Source organism: Streptosporangium lutulentum, assembly GCF_030811455.1.
GTDB classification, from domain to species: domain Bacteria; phylum Actinomycetota; class Actinomycetes; order Streptosporangiales; family Streptosporangiaceae; genus Streptosporangium; species Streptosporangium lutulentum.
In genome coordinates this window covers 9,274,654-9,293,579 of the sequence record NZ_JAUSQU010000001.1, presented here as the reverse complement: position 1 = coordinate 9,293,579, position 18,926 = coordinate 9,274,654, and the positions used below count along the sequence as shown (strand labels likewise).

The following is an 18,926-nucleotide window of genomic DNA, read 5'->3' as shown; positions in this document are numbered from 1 at the left end:
CCCGGTCACCCTCTCGGCGAGATCGCCCCGAGCGCCCCGGCCAGCCCGACCACCCCGGTCGGCGGGGCCGGTGAGGGAACCGGGACGCGAACGTCGATGATCCTCCCGTACGGCTCGCACGACTCCCGTGAAGTGCGGGAGGCTGTGGCGACGCGACTGCTCGGGCCGCGGCGAAGCCGGGGGTGCGCGGACAGGAGGGGATCACACGGATGCGCCGGCGTCCACGTGTGATCAACTCAGTGCGCGGACAGCGTTTCCCCAAGCTTCAAGTGCGACAATCAGGATCTTTCCACCCAAAAATCTGCACCTTTTCACGACACGCATGGTGATAGCGGACAAGGGCATGGGTTGTAGGACCCGAGTAGGGCAGGGTTAGGGCTATCGATCTATCAGGAGTGAGCCATGAACGCGGACTTGGACCTGGACCGGCTGGCGGGCGGGGCACACCACGATCCGCACTCGATCCTGGGCGCGCATCTGGGGCCCGAGGGTGTGACCGTCAGGACCCTGCGGCCGCTGGCGCAGAAGGTCCACGCGATCGTGGACGGCAAGGCTCACGACATGAAACACGTGGCCCACGGCGTGTTCGCGGTGACGCTCCCCGGCCTCGACAAGATCCCTGACTACCGGTTCCGGATCACCTACGCCGGCGCCGAGCCGTACGAGACCACCGACCCCTACCGGCACTGGCCCACGCTGGGCGAGGTGGACCTCCACCTGATCGGCGAGGGGCGTCACGAGCGGCTCTGGGAGGTGCTCGGCGCGCGGGTCATGCGGCACGAGGACGTGCAGGGCACGGCCTTCGCCGTGTGGGCGCCGAACGCGCGCGGGGTGCGGGTTCTCGGAGACTTCAACCACTGGGACGGCACCGCGTGCCCCATGCGCTCGCTCGGCAGCTCGGGGGTGTGGGAGCTCTTCATCCCGGGGCTGGGCCCGGGTGACCGCTACAAGTTCGGCGTCCTCGGCGCGGACGGGGTCTGGCGGGCCAAGGCCGACCCGATGGCCAGGCGCACCGAGTGCCCGCCCGCGACCGCGTCGGTGATCGACACGTCGGAGTACGGCTGGCAGGACGAGGAGTGGATGCTGCGGCGCTCCGGCAGCAGGGCCGCGGAAGAACCCATGAGCACCTACGAGGTGCACCTCGGTTCGTGGCGGCCGGGGCTGTCCTACCGGGAGCTGGCCACCGAGCTGGTCGACTACGTGGTGGACATGGGCTTCACCCACGTGGAGTTCATGCCGGTGGCCGAGCATCCGTTCGGCGGCTCCTGGGGCTACCAGGTGACGTCCTACTACGCGCCGACGGCCCGGTTCGGCTCCCCCGACGACTTCCGCCACCTGGTGGACCGCCTGCACCAGGCGGGAATCGGGGTGCTGGTCGACTGGGTGCCCGCGCACTTCCCGATGGACGACTGGGCGCTGGCCAGGTTCGACGGGACGCCGCTGTACGAGCACGCCGACCCGGCGCGGGGCGAGCACCCCGAATGGGGCACCTACATCTTCGACTTCGGCCGCAGGGAGGTCCGCAACTTCCTGGTCGCCAACGCCGTCTACTGGCTGCGTGAGTTCCACATCGACGGGCTGCGGGTCGACGCGGTCGCCTCGATGCTCTATCTCGACTACTCGCGGCGCGAGGGCGAATGGACGCCCAACGAGTACGGCGGGCGGGAGAACCTCGACGCGGTGGCGTTCCTCAAGGAGATGAACGCGGTCTCCTATCGCGAGGGGCCGGGCATCACCACCGTCGCCGAGGAGTCGACGGCGTGGCCGGGGGTTTCCAGGCCGGTGCACCTGGGCGGGCTGGGCTTCGGGTTCAAGTGGAACATGGGCTGGATGCACGACACGCTCGCCTATCTCAAGCACGAGCCGGTCTTCCGGCGGTACCACCACCACCAGATGACGTTCTCGCTGATGTACGCCTACTCGGAGAACTTCGTGCTGCCGCTCTCGCATGACGAGATGGTGCACGGCAAGGGATCGCTGCTCGGCAAGATGCCCGGTGACGAGTGGCAGCGGTTCGCGAACCTGCGCGCGCTGTTCGCCTTCATGTGGGCCCACCCCGGCAAGCAGCTGCTGTTCATGGGCGGGGAGTTCGGCCAGGGCTCGGAGTGGTCGGAGGAGCGCGGGCTCGACTGGTGGGTGCTCGACTTCGACGGGCACAAGGGCGTGCAGCGGGTGGTCCGCGACCTCAACCGGATCTACAAGGAGACCCCCGCCCTCTGGAGCATGGACACCTCCCCGGAGGGCTTCCGCTGGATCGACGCCGACGACGCGACGGGCAATGTGTTCTCGTTCCTCCGGTATGCCAAGGACGGTTCCGCCCTGGCCTGCGTGGCCAACTTCTCCGGCTCGCCGCACGAGGACTACCACCTCGGCCTGCCCTTCCCCGGGCCGTGGGAGGAGGTGCTCAACACCGACGCCTACGACTACGCGGGCAGCGGGGTGGGCAACCTCGGCATGGTGGAGACGATCGAGGAGCCCCGTCACGGCCTGCCGTACTCCGCCCGCCTGCGCGTGCCGCCCCTGGGCACCCTCTGGCTCCGGCAGGTTCCGTCTCCGGCCTCCGTGGCCCAGGCCGTCGACGAGGAGGAGCGTGAGGTCCGGGACATCCAGAGCGCCCAGAGCGTCCAGGGCGAGCAGAACGGTCCGGACGAGCGGAGCGTCGAGGAACCGGCCGCCGAGAGGCGCGTCACGGGCGGTGACCTCGTCCGCCCGTAAAGGGAGAAAGGTGCACGGCACCACCACGCGGAAGGGCGCGATCGCCGTCGCGGAAGGACGCCGCCCGAACCGCGGGGCGGCCACCGCCCGGATCAGGGTCACCTGAGCGGGCACGTCGACCGGGTCGGGTGATCCGACCCGCGTCCGGGCCGGTCACACGACGGGTGACCGGCCCGTTCCAGGTCTCCTTGAGGCCGGTCACGCGATACGTGGCCGGCCTTTTCGCATTCGCACGCCGTCCGGAACTCGGCTCACCCGCCCGCCCGAATTCGGCTCCCGTCCGCGATCCGGCCCGCGTCTCTCCTGTTCATCCCGTCATTCACCGCGCTCGTCCGGTGTGTGCACACCGCATGGACAGAAAACCTTAAATCGGCCTTATATCGGCGAGCAAGGCATTGACCGGCCACGAACGAGAACTTACGCTCTGAGAACTAATAGGAAACTTTCCTATGAATACGGGGACTAGGCACTATCTGACCTGGAGCGACCCTTGCGACGAATTACCATCGGCTCCTTCATCGCAGCAGCGGCGCTGCTCGCCCCCCTGGGGATGAACGCCGCGACGGCCGCCACTCCGGCCACGGCCACCTACTCCACCGTGTCCGACTGGGGCTCAGGCTTCGAGGGCAAGGTCACCGTGAAAGCGGGGACGAGTGCCCTGACGAGCTGGAAGGTCGAGTTCGACCTTCCCGCCGGCAAGTCGATCCCCTCGGCGTGGGATGCCGACCTCACCAAGAGCGGCGACCACTACACCTTCGTCAACAAGCCGTGGAACGGGGCTCTGGCGGCCGGGGCCACCGTGAGCTTCGGGTTCAACGGCGCGCCCGGCGGACTTACCGGCGTGCTGAACTGCAAGCTCAACGGCGCGGCCTGCAACGGCACCGGCCCCACGACTCCGCCCACGGTCCCCCCGACCGTTCCCCCCACGGTCCCCCCGACCGTCCCGCCCACGGTTCCTCCGACCGTTCCCCCCACGGTTCCCCCGACCGTTCCCCCGGCCTCGGGCAAGAAGCTCGTCGGATACTTCACCGAGTGGGGCGTCTACGCCCGCAACTACCACGTGAAGAACCTGGTCACGAGCGGTTCGGCGGCGAAGCTGACGCACATCCTGTACGCCTTCGGCAACACCGCGGGCGGCCGGTGCAGCATCGGTGACTCCTACGCGGACTACGACAAGGCCTACACCGCCGACCAGAGCGTCGACGGCGTGGCCGACACGTGGGACCAGCCGCTGCGCGGCAACTTCAACCAGCTCCGCAAGCTGAAGAAGGCCTACCCGCACATCAAGGTCATCTGGTCCTTCGGCGGCTGGACCTGGTCCGGCGGTTTCACCCAGGCCGCGGCCAACCCCGCCGCGTTCGCCGAGTCCTGCTACAACCTGGTCGAGGACCCGCGCTGGGCCGACGTGTTCGACGGCATCGACGTCGACTGGGAGTACCCCAACGCCTGCGGTCTGACCTGTGACGCCAGCGGCCCGAACGCGTTCAAGAACGTGATCTCCGCCCTGCGGAGCAGGTTCGGCGCCAACGCCCTGGTCACGGCGGCGACCACCGCCGACGGCTCCACCGGCGGCAAGATCGACGTCGCCGACTACGCCGGTGCCATCAACAACCTGGACTGGCTCATGCCGATGACCTACGACTACTTCGGCGCGTTCAACGCTCAGGGCCCGACGGCTCCGCACTCGCCCCTCACCTCCTACACCGGCATCCCGACGGCCGGTTTCAACTCCGACGCCGCGATCCAGAAGTTCAAGGCCAAGGGAATCCCCGCGAGCAAGCTCCTGCTCGGCATCGGCTTCTACGGCCGAGGCTGGACCGGCGTGACGCAGGCGGCTCCGGGCGGCACCGCGACCGGCGCCGCCCCCGGCACCTACGAGGCGGGCAACGAGGACTACAAGGTCCTCAAGACCAAGTGCCCGGCCACCGGCACCGTCGGCGGCACCGCCTACGGCTTCTGCAACGGCCAGTGGTGGAGCTACGACACCCCGAGCACCATCGCCGGCAAGATGACCTACGCCAAGAACCAGGGTCTGGGCGGCGCGTTCTTCTGGGAGACCAGCGGAGACACCGCCAACGGTGAGCTCATCACCGCCATCTCCAACGGCCTCAAGTAATATTCCGAACACTCGGCCCTCCGTGTGCGTCACGCCGCGGAGGGCCGAGCCGTTTCTCAGAAGACCCTTTGAATCCGGGGCAAAGTATTCACCTAGGACAAATCGCTGCTTAGACTCCGAATCGCCTGTTTGATCTCCCCGGAGGACATGTGCGATTTCGAGCCCTCGTGGCCCTGGTGATCGTGTTCAGCGTCGCCCCCGCCGTACCTGTCCTCGCCGGGACCTCCCCGGCGCCCGTCCCCGCCGCGACGACCGAGGCGCCCGCGACACCCGCCCCGGCGGTGACCGAGGATCCGCCGGCACCCCCGGCGACCGCGGATCCGCCCCCTCCGCCGAAGCTGGAGGCCGGCCTCGGCGAGGACACCGACGGGGCGCGGGTCATCGTCGAGGTGGCCGCCCCCGCCGAGGCCGCCCCCGTGGCCGGGGAGGCACGGCTGCTGCCCGACGCGCAGGTGGTCCTGGAGCCGCCGGACACCTCCTTCATCGTCGTCGAGGGCACCGGTGAGTCCCTGGCCCGCCTGTCCGAGGACCCTCGCGTCCGCTCCATCCGCCGGGACCGCACTTACGTCCCCACCTCGCTGGCCTCCGGCCTGCAGGTGATCGGCGCGGACAGGGCGCACAACTCCGGGTACAGGGGCGAGGGCCAGACGATCGCGATCATCGACACCGGGATCGACGCCGGTCATCCCGATCTCGGGGGCAGCGTCGTAAAGCAGGAATGCTTCTCCGTGAAGGACGACGAAGCACAATCGCTGTGTCCCAACGGAGGGGAATCCGATCCCGGCTCCGCCGACGCCAACACCCCCGCCTGCCTCGACGGCCAGGTCAACCTGTGCGACCACGGCACCCATGTGGCGGGCATCGCCCACGCCGTCGCGCCCGCCGCCAAGATCATGGCGTTCCAGGTCTTCAGCCGGGTCGACGACTGCGACGGCCTGGGCGGAGCCTGCCTGACCGCCTACGAGTCCTCGCTCCTCCTAGCCCTCGAACGCGTCGCGGAGCTCAAGAACACCACCCCGGGCCTCGTCGCGGTGAACCTCAGTCTCGGCGGCGGCCTCTACGAGGGGGCGTGCGACAACGAGCCCGAACTGGGGGCGATGCGGACTCAGGTGGAGGCCCTGCGCGCCAAGGGCGTGGCCGTCGTCGCCGCCGCCGGGAACGAGGGCTTCTCCGGTGCCGGGGCTCCCGGCTGCCTGTCCGGCGCGGTGACCGTCGGCGCGACGAACGACGGAGACCGCGTCCCCTACTGGTCCAACTACGGTTCCGTGCTCGACCTCTTCGCCCCCGGCGTCGACATCGACTCCGCGGTGCCGGGCGGCGGCCGCCAGGTCTACAGCGGCACCTCCATGTCCACCCCGCACGTCACCGCGGCCATGGCGCTGATGGCGCAGAAACTCCCCGGCGACACCCCTGACGCGAGGCTCGACCGGCTCAAGGCGGCCGGGCGCCCGATCGTCTACGCCGGGGTGAGCACCCCGCGCCTGGACCTGGGCGTCGCGATCTCCGGAGGCACCCCCGCTCCCGCCGTGACCCAGAACCCCGATCCGGAAGACTGGGCCGCCCCGGGCGACCCCGACGACGACCTGGCGGGCGACCCGCGCCCCGAGCCGAGCTCGGGTCCCTCCCCGATCAGTGAACCGCCGGCGGCCCCCGCCCCCGAGCCGATCCCCCTGCCGCAGGTGACCGTGACCGTCACCGTGACCGCCACCCCCGCCCCGGCGCCCGTCATGTGCACGCGCGGCACGTCCAAGAAGACGCTGACCGCCGCGCAGTGGGCGGTGGAGATCACCCGGGGCAAGGGAACGCTGCCCGACGCGACGCTCGCCTGCTATCTCGGCATGACGGCCAAGGCCAGCAAGGTCTTCTCCGAACTCACGCGCGTCTCCACCCTGGGCACGGCCTACCGGGTGCTCAAGCCCGTCAAGAAGACCGGCAAGGCCGTGTTCGAGAGCGAACTGCTCGCCGCCTGGCTGAACTGGGCCCACGGCGGGGTCAACTTCACCGCGAAGATCGACAAGACGACCACGCTCAAGGCCGCGCTCACCGCGGCGGAGCAGAAACGCCTTAAAGGCACTCCTCCCCCCACATCAACCTCGCTCCTGAGAAAGCAGGTGAACGCCCGTCGTGCGCTATAAGTCGGCGATGTGTCGCTTATGGTGAAGAACATGGATGCGACGAAGGTGATCATCGACACCGTCGACCGGTACCGGCAGCGGCGCACCGCTCCACTGGTCCTAGAGCTCGACCTCACCGAGGGCCTGACCCAGGGGCCTCCGGCGGATCCGCTGAGCGCCATCCTGTCGATGCGCAGGACGAGCCTGGCCGACGTGCTGTCCGGGTTGAAGCGCGCCAGGAAGGATCCCCAGGTCAAGGCGCTGATCGTCAAGATCGGCACCCAGCCGCTGGGACTCGCGGTGGTGCAGGAGCTGCGCCAGGCCGTGACCCACTTCCGGGCGAGGGGCAAGCTGACGGTCGCGTTCGCCGAGACCTTCGGCGAGTTCGGGGCCGGTACCGTCCCGTACTACCTGGCCAGCGCCTTCGAGCGGGTCTACCTGCAGCCGTCGGGCGACGTCGGGCTGACCGGCGTCGCGATGGAGCAGCGCTTCCTGCGGGGCGCGCTGGGCAAGCTCGGCGTCGAGTACCAGATCGGCCAGCGGCACGAGTACAAGACCGCCGCCAACACCTTCACCCAGGACCACATGACCGACGCCCACCGCGAGTCGATGGGCCGTATCACCGAGTCGGTCACCGAGCAGGTCATCGCGGGCGTCGCCGAGGGACGCGGGCTCGACCCCGCGAAGGTCCGCGAGCTCATCGACCAGGGACCCTTCATCGGGGCCGAGGCCGTCAAGGCCGGCCTGGTGGACCGGATGGCCTACCGCGACGAGGTCTACGACGAGGTCAAGCAGGCCGTGGGCGCCGACTCGCTCCTGCTCTACGTCGGCCGGTACGCCAAGGGCCCGCTCGCGAAGAAGCTCCCGCACCCCGGGGAGCGGACCGTCGCCCTGGTCCACGGCACCGGCGCGATCCGGCTCGGCCGCAGTGGCCGCAGCCCGCTGGGCGGCGGTGGCGCCATGGGCTCCGACACCGTCTGTGCCGCCCTTCGCGCGGCCCGCCGCGACGACAACGTGAAGGCCGTCGTCTTCCGGGTGGACAGCCCCGGCGGTTCCTACGTGGCCTCCGACGCCATCTGGCGCGAGGTCGTGCTCACCCGCAAGGCGGGCAAGCCCATCGTGGTCTCGATGGGCGACCTGGCGGCCTCCGGCGGCTACATGGTCTCGATGGCCGCCGACGCGATCGTGGCGCAGCCCGGCACGCTCACCGGCTCCATCGGCGTCTTCGGCGGCAAGGCCGTCATCGGCGGGCTGCTGGAGAAGCTCGGGGTGTCCTCGGAGACCGTCGGCGAAGGCGCCAACGCCGGGATGTTCTCCCCCACGAACGCCTTCTCCGAGACGCAGTGGGCCCGGGTCAACGCCTGGCTCGACCGGGTCTACGACGACTTCGTGAACAAGGTGGCCGAGGGCCGCGGCCTGTCCCGCGAGCGCGCCCACGAGCTGGCCAAGGGCCGGGTCTGGACCGGCGCCGACGCGCGCGAGCGCGGGCTCGTCGACGAACTCGGCGGCCTTGAGGACGCCCTCGCGCTGGCCCGCGTCAAGGCCGGTCTCCCCGAGGACGCCCCCGTGCGCTCCTATCCCCGGCTGAGCCCGCTGGAGCGCCTGCGCCCGGCGGAGTCCAGCGAGGACAAGTCCGCCGCCCTGGCCCAGGTCCGCCTGGAGGCGTGGGGCCCGATCGCCCACCTCGCCACCGAGCTCGGCCTGCCCTCGTACGGCCCGCTCATGCTCCCGGGCTGGTGGACGATCCGCTGACGCGTGCCGCCGGAACCGGCGTTCCCCGTCCCGCGTTCGGCGGACGGGGAACCGTGTTCGGCGAACGGTCACACCCCCTGGGAGCGCGAGCGGCCCGGGTTCCTCGCGGGTCGGCGGGCCATGCCGATCGCTGTGAGAGACCACCGCGAACGCGCTCAGAGTGACGGCGCGGCGAGATCGTGCCGGCGGGGTCGTGCCGGCGGGGTCGTGCCGGCGATCAGGCGGTAGGCCGGTAGCGGCCGCGGAAGCGCACGAGCGGGAGAAGTGCCGAGTCCACGTAGTCGACCGCGAGGACGCGGGCGACAAAAAGCGTGTGATCCCCCGCCGGGACGACCTGGACCGTCTCGGCCTCCAGGGCGGTCACGCCGCCGTCCACGACGAGCGCCCCGCTCAGCTCACCTCGGTGGTGCGGCGTCCCCGCGAGCAGGAGCCGCGCGCCGGGGCGACCGGCGGTCGCGAAGCGGCTGGCGATCGTCTTCTGCCCGGTCGACAGCACACTGGCGGCCCAGCGATCGTGGCGGAGCAGAAGCTCGTTGAGATAGCGGGTGTTCTCCATGCTCACCATCACGAGCCGCGGGTCCAGTGAGACCGAGGTGAAGGTCGCGACCGTGGTCCCCACGTCGTCACGCTCATCCTTGACGGTGATGACCGTCACGGCGGTCGGCACCTGGGCCATTGCCTCGATGAACTCACTCATACCGGCAATCATCCCGGAAACCGGTGTCACCCCTGGCATCGCCCGTGAACGGGACTCCGGCAGGCCCGGTGAACCCCGTGAGCCCGGACGGGCACCGCGAACGCGGTACACGACGTACGCGGCGGCACACGGCGTCCACGGCGTCCACGGCGTCCACGGCGTCCACGGCGTCCACGGCGTCCACGGCGTCCACGGCGTCCACGGCGTCCACGGCGTCCACGGCGGAAACCGTACGGCCCGCACCGGCGGAGCGGTGCGGGCCGTACGGGTGGATCAGATCGAAACAGGAAAGAGGCGATCAGGAACGGCTAGAGCAGGCCGTTCTGGGTCAGCCAGTCCTTGGCGACCGCGGCGGCGTCGTCCTTGTCGATCGCCACCCGCTTCATCAGCGCGAGGAGACCGGGGGTGTCGAGCTTGGCGGAGACGGCGTTCAGGGTGCTCGTCACGGTGTCGTTCACCGCGGCCTTGTTGACCAGGGGCGCGACGTTGTCGGCGGCGAAGGCGCTCTTGTTGTCCTGCAGCGAGACCAGGTCGTTGAGCACGATCTTCGGATCGGTGGTGAAGACGTTGCCGACCTGGACGGTGCCGTCCTTGATGGCGTCGGCGGTGGCGTCGCCGGTCTTCTTCCACTCCTTGAACTCAAGGCCGTAGGTGTCCTTGAAGTTCTTCTCCTGCCGGGACTGGAACTCCGGCGGGCCGCCGACCGAGTAGTTCTTGGCGACCTTGACGAGGTCCTCGATCGTGGTGAGACCGTCCTTGGTGGCGGTCTCCTTGGTGACGGTCAGCGAGTTGTTGTCCTCGGCCGCGGCGGGCTCCAGGACCTCCAGCGCGGGCGGGAGCTTCTCCTTGAGCCCGGCGACGATGTCGTCCTTGCTCTTCACCGTCGTCGTCTTGTCGACGAAGGCGAGCAGGGAGCCGATGTATTCCGGCAGGATCGTCAGACCGCCGCTCTCGACCTGGTCGAAGAGGATCTCCCGGCTGCCGATGTTGAGCTTCTTCTCGACCTGCACGCCCTTGGCCTCCAGGGCCTGGGCGTAGATCTCGGCGAGAAGGACGTTCTCCGGGAAGTTGGCCGAGCCGACGACGACCTTCCCTCCGGCCGCGGGCGCGGATCCGGAGGCCGCGGGGCTCGCGGAGGCACTGGTGAGCGGGTCGCCGCCACCGCACGCGGTAAGAGTGAGCGCCGCGGTCAGGATGACTGCCGCGGTGCCGAACAGGCGCTTCATCGCACTTTCCCTTCCAAAACGGGGGGTAATTAGGAGATTAGCGTATGGACAGGCGCTGGCTCACCCCCGGAGAGACCAGGACACGCTGCACCAGGCCGAAACCCAGTTGAACGACCAGAGCCAGCAGAGCCACGAGGACGGCCCCGCCGATCGTGCTGGGGAAGTCCTTGGTCGCCAGACCGTCGACGATGAACCTGCCGAGTCCCCCCAGCCCGACGTAGGCCGCCACGGTCGCGGTCGACACGACCTGGATCGCGGCGACCCGCAGGCCGAGCAGGATGAGCGGCATCGCGGTCGGCACGAGCACCTTGCCGAGGACCTGACCGCCGCGCAGACCCATGCCGTAGGCGGCGTCCCGCAGGTCGGGATCCACCCCGCGGATGCCCTCGTAGGTGTTGACCAGGATAGGCGGCACCGCGAGTGCCACCAACGGGATCAGCACCGGGACGATGGTGCCCACGCCCATCAGCAGCACGATGAGCACGAGCAGGCCCAGGGTGGGAAGGGCTCGGGCCGCGTTGGCGCTCAGGATCGCGAACAGCGCGCCCTTGCCCGTGTGCCCGATCCACAGCCCCAGCGGCAACGCGATCAGCATGGCGAGCAGGAGGGAGAGGCCCGAGAACTCCAGATGCTCCAGCAACCGGGTGGGAATGCCGTCCGGGCCGGACCAGTTGTCCGGGTTCCCGAAGAATTCGATCAGCCAGTTCACGCGGCCCTCCTTGCCCGCGACCACGGGGTGAGCAGTCGCTGCGCCAGGACCAGCAGCAGGTCGGCGACCGCCGCCAGCACCACGATGAGCACGATGCCGACGACGATCGGGGTGTAGAACTGCCGCTGCCAGCCGTCGATGAACAGGTAGCCCAGCCCTCCCCTGCCGACCAGCGCGCCCACGCTGACCAGGCTGATGCTGGAGACCGCGGCCACCCGGAGCCCGGCCAGCACGACCGGCACCGCGATCGGCAGCTCGACCTGGAGCAGCCTGCGCAGCGGGGTGAAGCCCATGGCCACCGCGGACTGGCGCACGTGGTCGGGGACCGAGGTGAGCCCGTCCACGACGGCCGGGATCAGGACCGCCATGGCGTAGAACGTGAGCGGGACCATCACGGTCGTCCGGGTGGCGAGGCCGGTGATCGGGATGAGCACGATGAAGACGGCCAGCGAGGGCAGCGAGTAGATCACGTTCATGACGCCGACGGTCGGCTGGTAGAGCCAGCGCCAGCGGACGCCGGCCAGCCCGAGCGGGAGCGCGATGAGCAGCCCGAGGACGATCGGCACCAGCGCCATGACGACGTGGTCCTCCAGCAGCCCCTGGATGGTGGGCCAGTTGCGCCCGATCCAGTCCCAGCGGACCAGCGGTTCCTCAGTCACCGACGCCCCCGGCGATCAGCGCCAGCGCCTCGTCCAGCGCCTCGCGGGTCGCGACGCCCACGACGCGCCCCGACTCGTCCACCGCGATCGCGTTTCCGGACGGGGACAGCAACGTCGCGTCCAGCGCGGCACGCAGCGAGTCGCGGCCCCTGACGAACGTCCCGTACGGCGCGAGCCTGGCGTCCGCCGGCGTGCCGGACTCCGGCAGGTCCTTGGAGGCGATCCAGCCCAGCGGCCGGTTCTCCTCGTCCACCACGACCAGCCAGGGCTCGTTCGCGCCTCGCGGCGGGGAGAGCTCCGCGGAGGCGGGCACGGTCAGGTCGGTGCGCAGTCGCAGTTCGTCGCCGGAGACGAACGACAGCCGCCGGATGCCCCGGTCGCGTCCGAGGAACTCGCGGACGAAATCGTCGGCGGGCCGGGCCAGCAGCGTCGCGGGATCGGCGAGCTGCGCCAGCTTGCCCCCGACCTGGAGCACGGCCACCCGGTCGCCGAGCTTGACGGCCTCGTCGATGTCATGGGTGACGAACACGATGGTCTTGTTGAGCTCGGCCTGCAATCGGAGGAGCTCCTCCTGCAGGCTCGCGCGCACGATCGGGTCCACCGCGCTGAACGGCTCGTCCATCAGCAGCACCGGCGGGTCGGCCGCCAGGGCGCGGGCCACACCGACGCGCTGCTGCTGACCGCCGGAGAGCTGGAAGGGGTAACGGTCCGCCATCTTGGAGTCGAGTCCGACCCGTTCGAGCAGTTCCATCGCCCGGGCGCGGGCTTTGCCCTTGTCCCAGCCGAGCAGGTAGGGGACCGTCGCCACATTGTCGACGATCTTGCGGTGCGGGAAGAGCCCCGCCTGCTGGATGACGTACCCGATGCCCCGGCGCAGGGTCGGCGGGTCGATCGTCTTCACGTCCACGCCGTCGAGGAGGATCTGGCCCCCGGTCGCGTCGATCATTCTGTTGATCATGCGGAGAGAGGTGGTCTTGCCGCAGCCCGAAGGGCCGACGAACACGGTTATCTCTCCTGTGGGCACCTCGAGACTCAGATCGTCCACGGCGACGGTTCCATCGGCGTAGCGCTTGGTGACACCGTTAAATGTGATCATGCGCAACCTCTTGTTTTCGACAGGGCCACGGCCGCCCTGCCCCCGAACGCCCTCATGATCCCCCGGGATTCCCCGCGGACCAGCCTACGGTTGTGCTTTCCGATCTGTCGCCCTGCCCCGACCAGGACGCGCTGGATCTGTGTATTTCTCACCAAATGGGCATTCAGTAGTGCGAGAGGTGCCCATGAGTTGACATGATTACCCCCATTGCCGAAGTTGATCCCTCTGGCATCGCGTATCACAAGTTTCACAGATTTCACAGCCCCTGTTTCGCGCCATGCTCGCCGAACCATCCTGCGGAGGAACCGGTCCCGTGACCCAACCGCTCCTCGCTGCCCAGCGCTCGCGCGGCGACCTGATCGCCGAACTCTACGACCGTCATGCCACCGGGCTGTTCGCGTACTGCCACGACCAGCTCGGCGACGCCGGCTCCGCCGCCGACGCGCTGGCGTCCGTCCTCGCCGTCGTCACGGCCGAGAACCCGCCGCGCGCCGCCCTGTACGCGCTGGCCCGTCGTGAGATCCATCAGCGCGACGTCGTCTACGCCCCGCTGTCCGCCGGCGCCGACCCGGCGGCCGCTCTCGTCGAGCGGGTCCTGCGCGAACTGCGCCCGCACCAGCGTGAGGTGCTGTATCTGTCCGGCATGTGCGAGATGGGCACCGACGAGCTCTCCTGGGTGCTCGACGTGGCCGCCGACACCGCCGACGAGCTGACCTTGAGCGCCTGCCGTCGCTTCGCCCAGTCGCTGACCCTGGCCCTGGCCTCGACCCGGATCCCGGACCACCTGTCCGACGTGTTCGGCGCCATGAGCGTCGCCCCGATCCGCGACGTGCTCACCCGCGCACCCTGGGCCGTCCCGCCCGCCGGCCTGCGGGCCGCCCTGCTGGGCCCGCGTGCCGTCAGCGCGGCGGCCGCCCGGCGCGCCTCGTCCCCGCTGGTCAAACAGCTCTGGCCGACGACCCCCGCGTGGCCGTTGCCGCTCTCCGAGACCGACCCGTCGACCGGCTCCGCCCGCTCCTCGCTGGACCGCCTCCCGGACCAGGCCTCCCCGCCGGACAGCTTCCCGGACCCGTTCTCCCCGACGAACCGCTCTCCGGACCCGTTCACCCCTCCGGACCCCGCCGTGGTCTCCGCCCACGAGGCCGCCACCGCGCCGATGCCCAAGCTCAGGGACTCGGTCCTGACCTCGCTCGACGGCGACGCGGCGACCCGGGTCTCCCGCCTGAGACTCCAGCGGCCGAAACCCCGCCGGGCGATGCCGCTGTCGGCGCCGATCCCGGCGGACGTGCTCGACGACGCCCGGGCGGAGAACCCGTCGCCTCCGCTCACCGCCGACGTCCCGGCGGACGACCTGTTCCGGCCGTTCACCCCCGGGGGGAGGGCGACGCCGGCCCACGCCGACAAGCTGGTCGCCTCGACACTCCGCGACGAGACGCTCCACGATGGGGCGGATCCGGGCGAGGCGCCCGCGGAGGAGATCTCCAGCCCGCCGCGCCGGCTCCCCGACTGGCCCATGCGAGCCGACCAGCTGGACGCCCTGGCACGCCACGAGCACGCGCGGCCCTTACCGCCCGCCTGGCTCACCCGAACGGGCCACCTGGACACCCCGGCGGACCTCGAACGCCGGCAGCCGCCGCTCCCCGACTGGTTCACGGACCCGGGTCACCAGGGCGCACCGGATCACGACCTGATGCCGTACGCGAAACCGGCGTTCCCCGCCTGGTCCACCCAGCACCACCGGCCGGACGCCCCGGCACCGTACGAGCGGGCGGACGGCCCGGACCTCGATCGGGAGGCAAGGGCGGCGGCGCTCGCCGAAACCGGCGAGATGACCGCGATCCCGGCTTCCGAGACAGCGGCCTCCGTTCCGGAACCGGCGGGCAAGCGCACCCGGCACCGGCACAAGATGATCAAATACAGCGAGCGCCATCACCACGACTGGGCCTGGGAGCTGATCGGCTTCGTCATCGCCCTGGCGATCGCGATGCTCGTCTTCTTCGCGGTCCCGATGATCGGCACCCCCTAGCCGGATCCCACGAAGCCCCCGTTCGTCTCTTCACCAGACGGGCGGGGGCTTTTGCATGAGGCCTTTTGCATGGGGCTTTTTGCGTGGGGCGCGGACGAGGACCGATCTCCCCTGGTCACCGGTGGCGGGGGAATCAGGCGGCGGGGCGGGCGAGGACCGCGCCTTCGGCCAGGACGGCGACGGTGCCGGGCCGGACGCCGCTCCAGCACCGAAGCGGCAGCCGACGGGCCCGCCGCGATGGCCGCAAAGCTTTGCATGAACATGCGCCGCAGTGCATACTCTTGTTTCATGTCCAAGGTTCTCACCTCTCTGCCCACCGGCGAGCGCGTCGGTATCGCCTTCTCGGGCGGCCTCGACACGTCGGTGGCCGTCGCGTGGATGCGCGACAAGGGTGCCGTTCCGTGCACCTACACCGCCGACATCGGCCAGTACGACGAGCCCGACATCGCCTCGGTGCCCGGCCGCGCGTCGACGTACGGTGCCGAGATCGCGCGTCTGGTCGACTGCCGCGCGGCGCTGGTCGAGGAGGGCTTGGCCGCGCTCACCTGCGGTGCGTTCCACATCCGCTCGGCCGGGCGCCCCTACTTCAACACCACGCCGCTCGGTCGTGCCGTCACGGGAACCCTGCTGGTCCGGGCGATGGTCGAGGACGGCGTGCAGATCTGGGGCGACGGCTCGACGTTCAAGGGCAACGACATCGAGCGGTTCTACCGGTACGGCCTGCTCGCCAACCCCCACCTGCGGATCTACAAGCCCTGGCTCGACGCGGACTTCGTGTCCGAGCTCGGCGGCCGCAAGGAGATGTCGGAGTGGCTGCTCGCCCACGGCCTGCCCTATCGCGACAGCGCCGAGAAGGCGTACTCGACCGACGCCAACATCTGGGGCGCCACCCACGAGGCCAAGACCCTGGAGCACCTCGACACCGGCATCGAGACCGTGAACCCGATCATGGGCGTGCGATTCTGGGATCCCGCGGTCGAGATCGCCACCGAGGACGTGACCATCGGCTTCGACCGGGGCCGTCCGGTGACGATCAACGGCAAGGAGTTCGCCACCCCGGTCGACCTGGTGATGGAGGCGAACACGATCGGCGGACGGCACGGCATGGGCATGTCGGACCAGATCGAGAACCGGGTGATCGAGGCCAAGAGCCGCGGCATCTACGAGGCTCCCGGGATGGCGCTGCTGCACGCGGCGTACGAACGACTGGTCAACGCGATCCACAACGAGGACACCCTCGCGAGCTACCACAACGAGGGACGGCGGCTCGGCCGGCTGATGTACGAGGGCCGTTGGCTCGACCCGCAGGCGCTGATGCTGCGAGAGTCGCTGCAGCGCTGGGTCGGCACGGCGGTCATCGGCGAGGTGACGCTGCGGCTGCGGCGCGGTGAGGACTACTCGATCCTGGACACCTCCGGCCCGGCCTTCAGCTACCACCCGGACAAGCTGTCGATGGAGCGCACCGAGGACTCGGCGTTCGGTCCGGTGGACCGGATCGGCCAGCTCACCATGCGCAACCTCGACATCGCCGACTCGCGCGCCAAGCTCGAACAGTACGCCCGCCTCGGCATGGTCGGCACCACCCACCCCGAGCTCATCGGTGCCGCCCAGGCGGCCTCGACCGGACTGATCGGCGCGATGCCGCAGGGCGGCGCCGAGGCCATCGCCTCACGCGGCGAGGTCTCCGACGACGACGAGATGCTCGACCGCGCCGCGATGGAGCTCGGCACCGACTGACCATCTCAGGGAGGACACCGAGTCAGAGCCGGCGTTCCCCGGCGCCGTCACACGGCCCGCCGGCCGATCCCCGCCGGGGGACGATCGACATGTCCGCCGCTCCCGCGACCGGATAAAGGGTCGCCGGAGTTCGGCGGGCGGTTCCGCGCGTCCTCGGCGACCTGCGGCGGCGCCGCCCGGTCCCCATACCCCTCGAAGAGCGCGATCGGCGCGTCCCGCACGTGAGGCCCCGCTCGGACGGGAACACACTCCGGCGGCACGAAGGAAACCCGCGCCCCCAGGGGTTGTGACAAGAGTCTGTCAAGGCTAGTATCACGACAACTCTTAGGAAACTTTCTTAAGAGAAAAGGTGAGCGGGAGCTCAGGCAATTCGCCCGCCACCGTCCGCTCCGACCATGAGCTGCGCGAACTCGATGACGCGAGCCGTCATCGCATGGAAGTCCGACCGTCCGGACGCCCCACACCCCCCGGTTTCCCCATGGGAGCGATCATGCGACGCATTCCTTCCCCTCCCGTCCTGACTGGACGTGCAAGCCTTTCGCGCTCCCGATCCGGCGGCGACCTCCCCGGATGAGACAACCGGGGAGGTCGCCGCCGGCTCATGCAAGGACCGGCCCTGTCACCGAACCTGTGCGGCCCCCACCGCACGAAGGAGTGATCACGTGTTGAGACAGCGCATCCTGGCCTCCCTCTCCGCCCTGGCGGTCGCGAGCGTGCTCGCGGTCGTCCTGCCGATGTCCTCCGCCTCCGCCGCGGCCTGCGCGGCGGCGTGGAACTCCTCGACGGTGTACGTCGGCGGCACGAACGCCTCCTACGCCGGGCGCAACTGGTCCGCGAAGTGGTGGACCCAGAACGAGACCCCCGGCACCGCCGCCGTCTGGGCGGACCAGGGCGTGTGCGGCGGCACGACGACGCCTCCTCCCACGTCGGGCTGCAACCACCCGAACTGGGCGGCCGGTACGTGGTACGCCACCGGCAGCATCGTCAAGTACACCGACGGCAGGTTCTACCGTGCCGAGCACGACAACCCGGGCTACGACCCCGTGATCAGCACGTGGTACTGGGAGCCGTACACCTGCGGCACGACCCCGCCCACGAATCCCCCCACGAACCCGCCCTCGACGGGCTTCGTCGTGAGCCAGGCGCAGTTCAACCAGATGTTCCCGAACCGCAACCCCTTCTACACCTACAGCGGCCTGACCGCGGCGCTGAGCGCCTACCCCGGCTTCGCGAACACGGGCAGCGACACCGTCAAGCGGCAGGAGGCGGCCGCGTTCCTGGCCAACGTCAACCATGAGACCGGCGGCCTGGTTCACGTGGTGGAGCAGAACACCGCGAACTACCCCCACTACTGCGACACCAGCCAGTCGTACGGCTGTCCCGCCGGCCAGGCGGCCTACTACGGTCGCGGCCCGATCCAGCTGAGCTGGAACTTCAACTACAAGGCGGCGGGCGACGCCCTCGGCATCAACCTGCTCGGCAACCCGAACCTGGTGCAGAACGACGCGGCCGTGGCGTGGAAGACCGCGCTCTGGTACTGGAACACCCAGAACGGCCCGGGCACGATGACGCCGCACAACGCGATGGTCAACGGGCGCGGCTTCGGCGAGACGATCCGCAGCATCAACGGCAGCCTGGAGTGCAACGGCAGGAACCCGGCGCAGGTGCAGAGCCGGATCAACTCCTACCAGAGCTTCACGCAGATCCTGGGCACCACCCCCGGTGGCAACCTGAGCTGCTGAACAATCCCCACGAAGCGGCGTACCCGCATGACGAAGACCTGACCTGCTGAGCTCACCCCCGCGAAGGGGAACACCCGTATGACGAAGAAGGGCGCGGCTGCCCAGGGGCCGCGCCCTTTCTCCTGTCCTCGTACGGATCATGGCCGGAAGTCCCGCGAGAAGGCCGCTTGAGGATCTCAGCCCTGCGGTTTCCGGGCCCCTGGCGGTCAACGCGGTGAGTGAGCGCTCTCTCGCCTACGGTGGCGACGCGAGAGCGCATTATCCGGGAGGTTCTCCGCCTGTTCGCGGAGCATGGTTATGCCCGCACCAGCGTGGCCGACGCGGGCGGGTGGTGCTG

General features: G+C 69.8%; 13 protein-coding genes. 7 read left to right on the top strand and 6 right to left on the bottom strand.

From position 1 onward, the window contains the following. Nucleotides 1-402 precede the first annotated feature (402 nt). The 4 genes from glgB (at nt 403) to sppA (ending at nt 8,697) form a co-directional block, all read left to right on the top strand. Nucleotides 403-2,715, top strand: coding sequence for a 1,4-alpha-glucan branching protein GlgB (gene glgB / locus J2853_RS41905; RefSeq protein ID WP_307567109.1), 2,313 nt, complete (start codon nt 403-405; stop codon nt 2,713-2,715). 490 nt (nt 2,716-3,205) lie between these two features. Continuing rightward, the gene (locus J2853_RS41900) at nt 3,206-4,831 is read left to right on the top strand and encodes a glycosyl hydrolase family 18 protein (protein ID WP_307567107.1); all 1,626 of its coding nucleotides are present in this window, start codon (nt 3,206-3,208) and stop codon (nt 4,829-4,831) included. A gap of 149 nt (nt 4,832-4,980) precedes the next feature. Then, nucleotides 4,981-6,966, top strand: coding sequence for a S8 family peptidase (locus J2853_RS41895; RefSeq protein ID WP_307567105.1), 1,986 nt, complete (start codon nt 4,981-4,983; stop codon nt 6,964-6,966). A 30-nt stretch (nt 6,967-6,996) separates the two neighbouring features. After that, the gene (gene sppA, locus J2853_RS41890) at nt 6,997-8,697 is read left to right on the top strand and encodes a signal peptide peptidase SppA (RefSeq protein ID WP_307567103.1); all 1,701 of its coding nucleotides are present in this window, start codon (nt 6,997-6,999) and stop codon (nt 8,695-8,697) included. Nucleotides 8,698-8,914: 217 nt separating this feature from the next. Here the strand turns inward: sppA and J2853_RS41885 are convergent, their stop codons facing one another. The 6 genes from J2853_RS41885 to J2853_RS41860 all read right to left on the bottom strand — a co-directional run bounded on the left by J2853_RS41885 (nt 8,915) and on the right by J2853_RS41860 (nt 13,084). Then, nucleotides 8,915-9,394 (bottom strand): flavin reductase family protein, encoded by a 480-nt coding sequence (locus J2853_RS41885; RefSeq protein ID WP_307567102.1) that lies wholly within the window; start codon nt 9,392-9,394, stop codon nt 8,915-8,917. After that, the gene (locus J2853_RS41880; RefSeq protein WP_307567101.1) at nt 9,387-9,614 is read right to left on the bottom strand and encodes a hypothetical protein; all 228 of its coding nucleotides are present in this window, start codon (nt 9,612-9,614) and stop codon (nt 9,387-9,389) included. The genes J2853_RS41885 and J2853_RS41880 overlap by 8 nt, the downstream gene beginning before the upstream one ends. 88 nt (nt 9,615-9,702) lie before the next feature. Then, complete coding sequence (locus J2853_RS41875; protein WP_307567099.1) at nt 9,703-10,620, bottom strand: ABC transporter substrate-binding protein; 918 nt, start codon at nt 10,618-10,620, stop codon at nt 9,703-9,705. A gap of 37 nt (nt 10,621-10,657) precedes the next feature. After that, nucleotides 10,658-11,329: an ABC transporter permease gene (locus J2853_RS41870; protein ID WP_307567097.1), complete on the bottom strand. Its 672-nt coding sequence runs from the start codon at nt 11,327-11,329 to the stop codon at nt 10,658-10,660. Then, nucleotides 11,326-11,988, bottom strand: a complete 663-nt coding sequence (locus tag J2853_RS41865; protein ID WP_307567096.1) for an ABC transporter permease — start codon at nt 11,986-11,988, stop codon at nt 11,326-11,328. Before J2853_RS41865 ends, J2853_RS41870 begins: the two co-directional genes overlap by 4 nt. Further along, nucleotides 11,981-13,084, bottom strand: coding sequence for an ABC transporter ATP-binding protein (locus tag J2853_RS41860; RefSeq protein WP_307567095.1), 1,104 nt, complete (start codon nt 13,082-13,084; stop codon nt 11,981-11,983). Before J2853_RS41860 ends, J2853_RS41865 begins: the two co-directional genes overlap by 8 nt. A 313-nt stretch (nt 13,085-13,397) precedes the next feature. Here J2853_RS41860 and J2853_RS41855 point away from each other — a divergent pair, with 313 nt between their 5' ends. From J2853_RS41855 to J2853_RS41845, 3 genes are all read left to right on the top strand, one after another. Beyond that, nucleotides 13,398-15,110, top strand: coding sequence for a sigma-70 RNA polymerase sigma factor region 4 domain-containing protein (locus tag J2853_RS41855; protein WP_307567094.1), 1,713 nt, complete (start codon nt 13,398-13,400; stop codon nt 15,108-15,110). 288 nt (nt 15,111-15,398) lie between these two features. Next, a complete protein-coding gene (argG, locus tag J2853_RS41850; RefSeq protein WP_307567093.1) occupies nt 15,399-16,847 on the top strand; it encodes an argininosuccinate synthase in 1,449 nt (482 codons plus the stop codon). Between the two features lie 665 nt (nt 16,848-17,512). Beyond that, entirely contained in the window at nt 17,513-18,589 is a 1,077-nt protein-coding gene (locus J2853_RS41845) for a glycoside hydrolase family 19 protein (RefSeq protein WP_307569000.1), read from the top strand. Nucleotides 18,590-18,926: the final 337 nt, after the last annotated feature.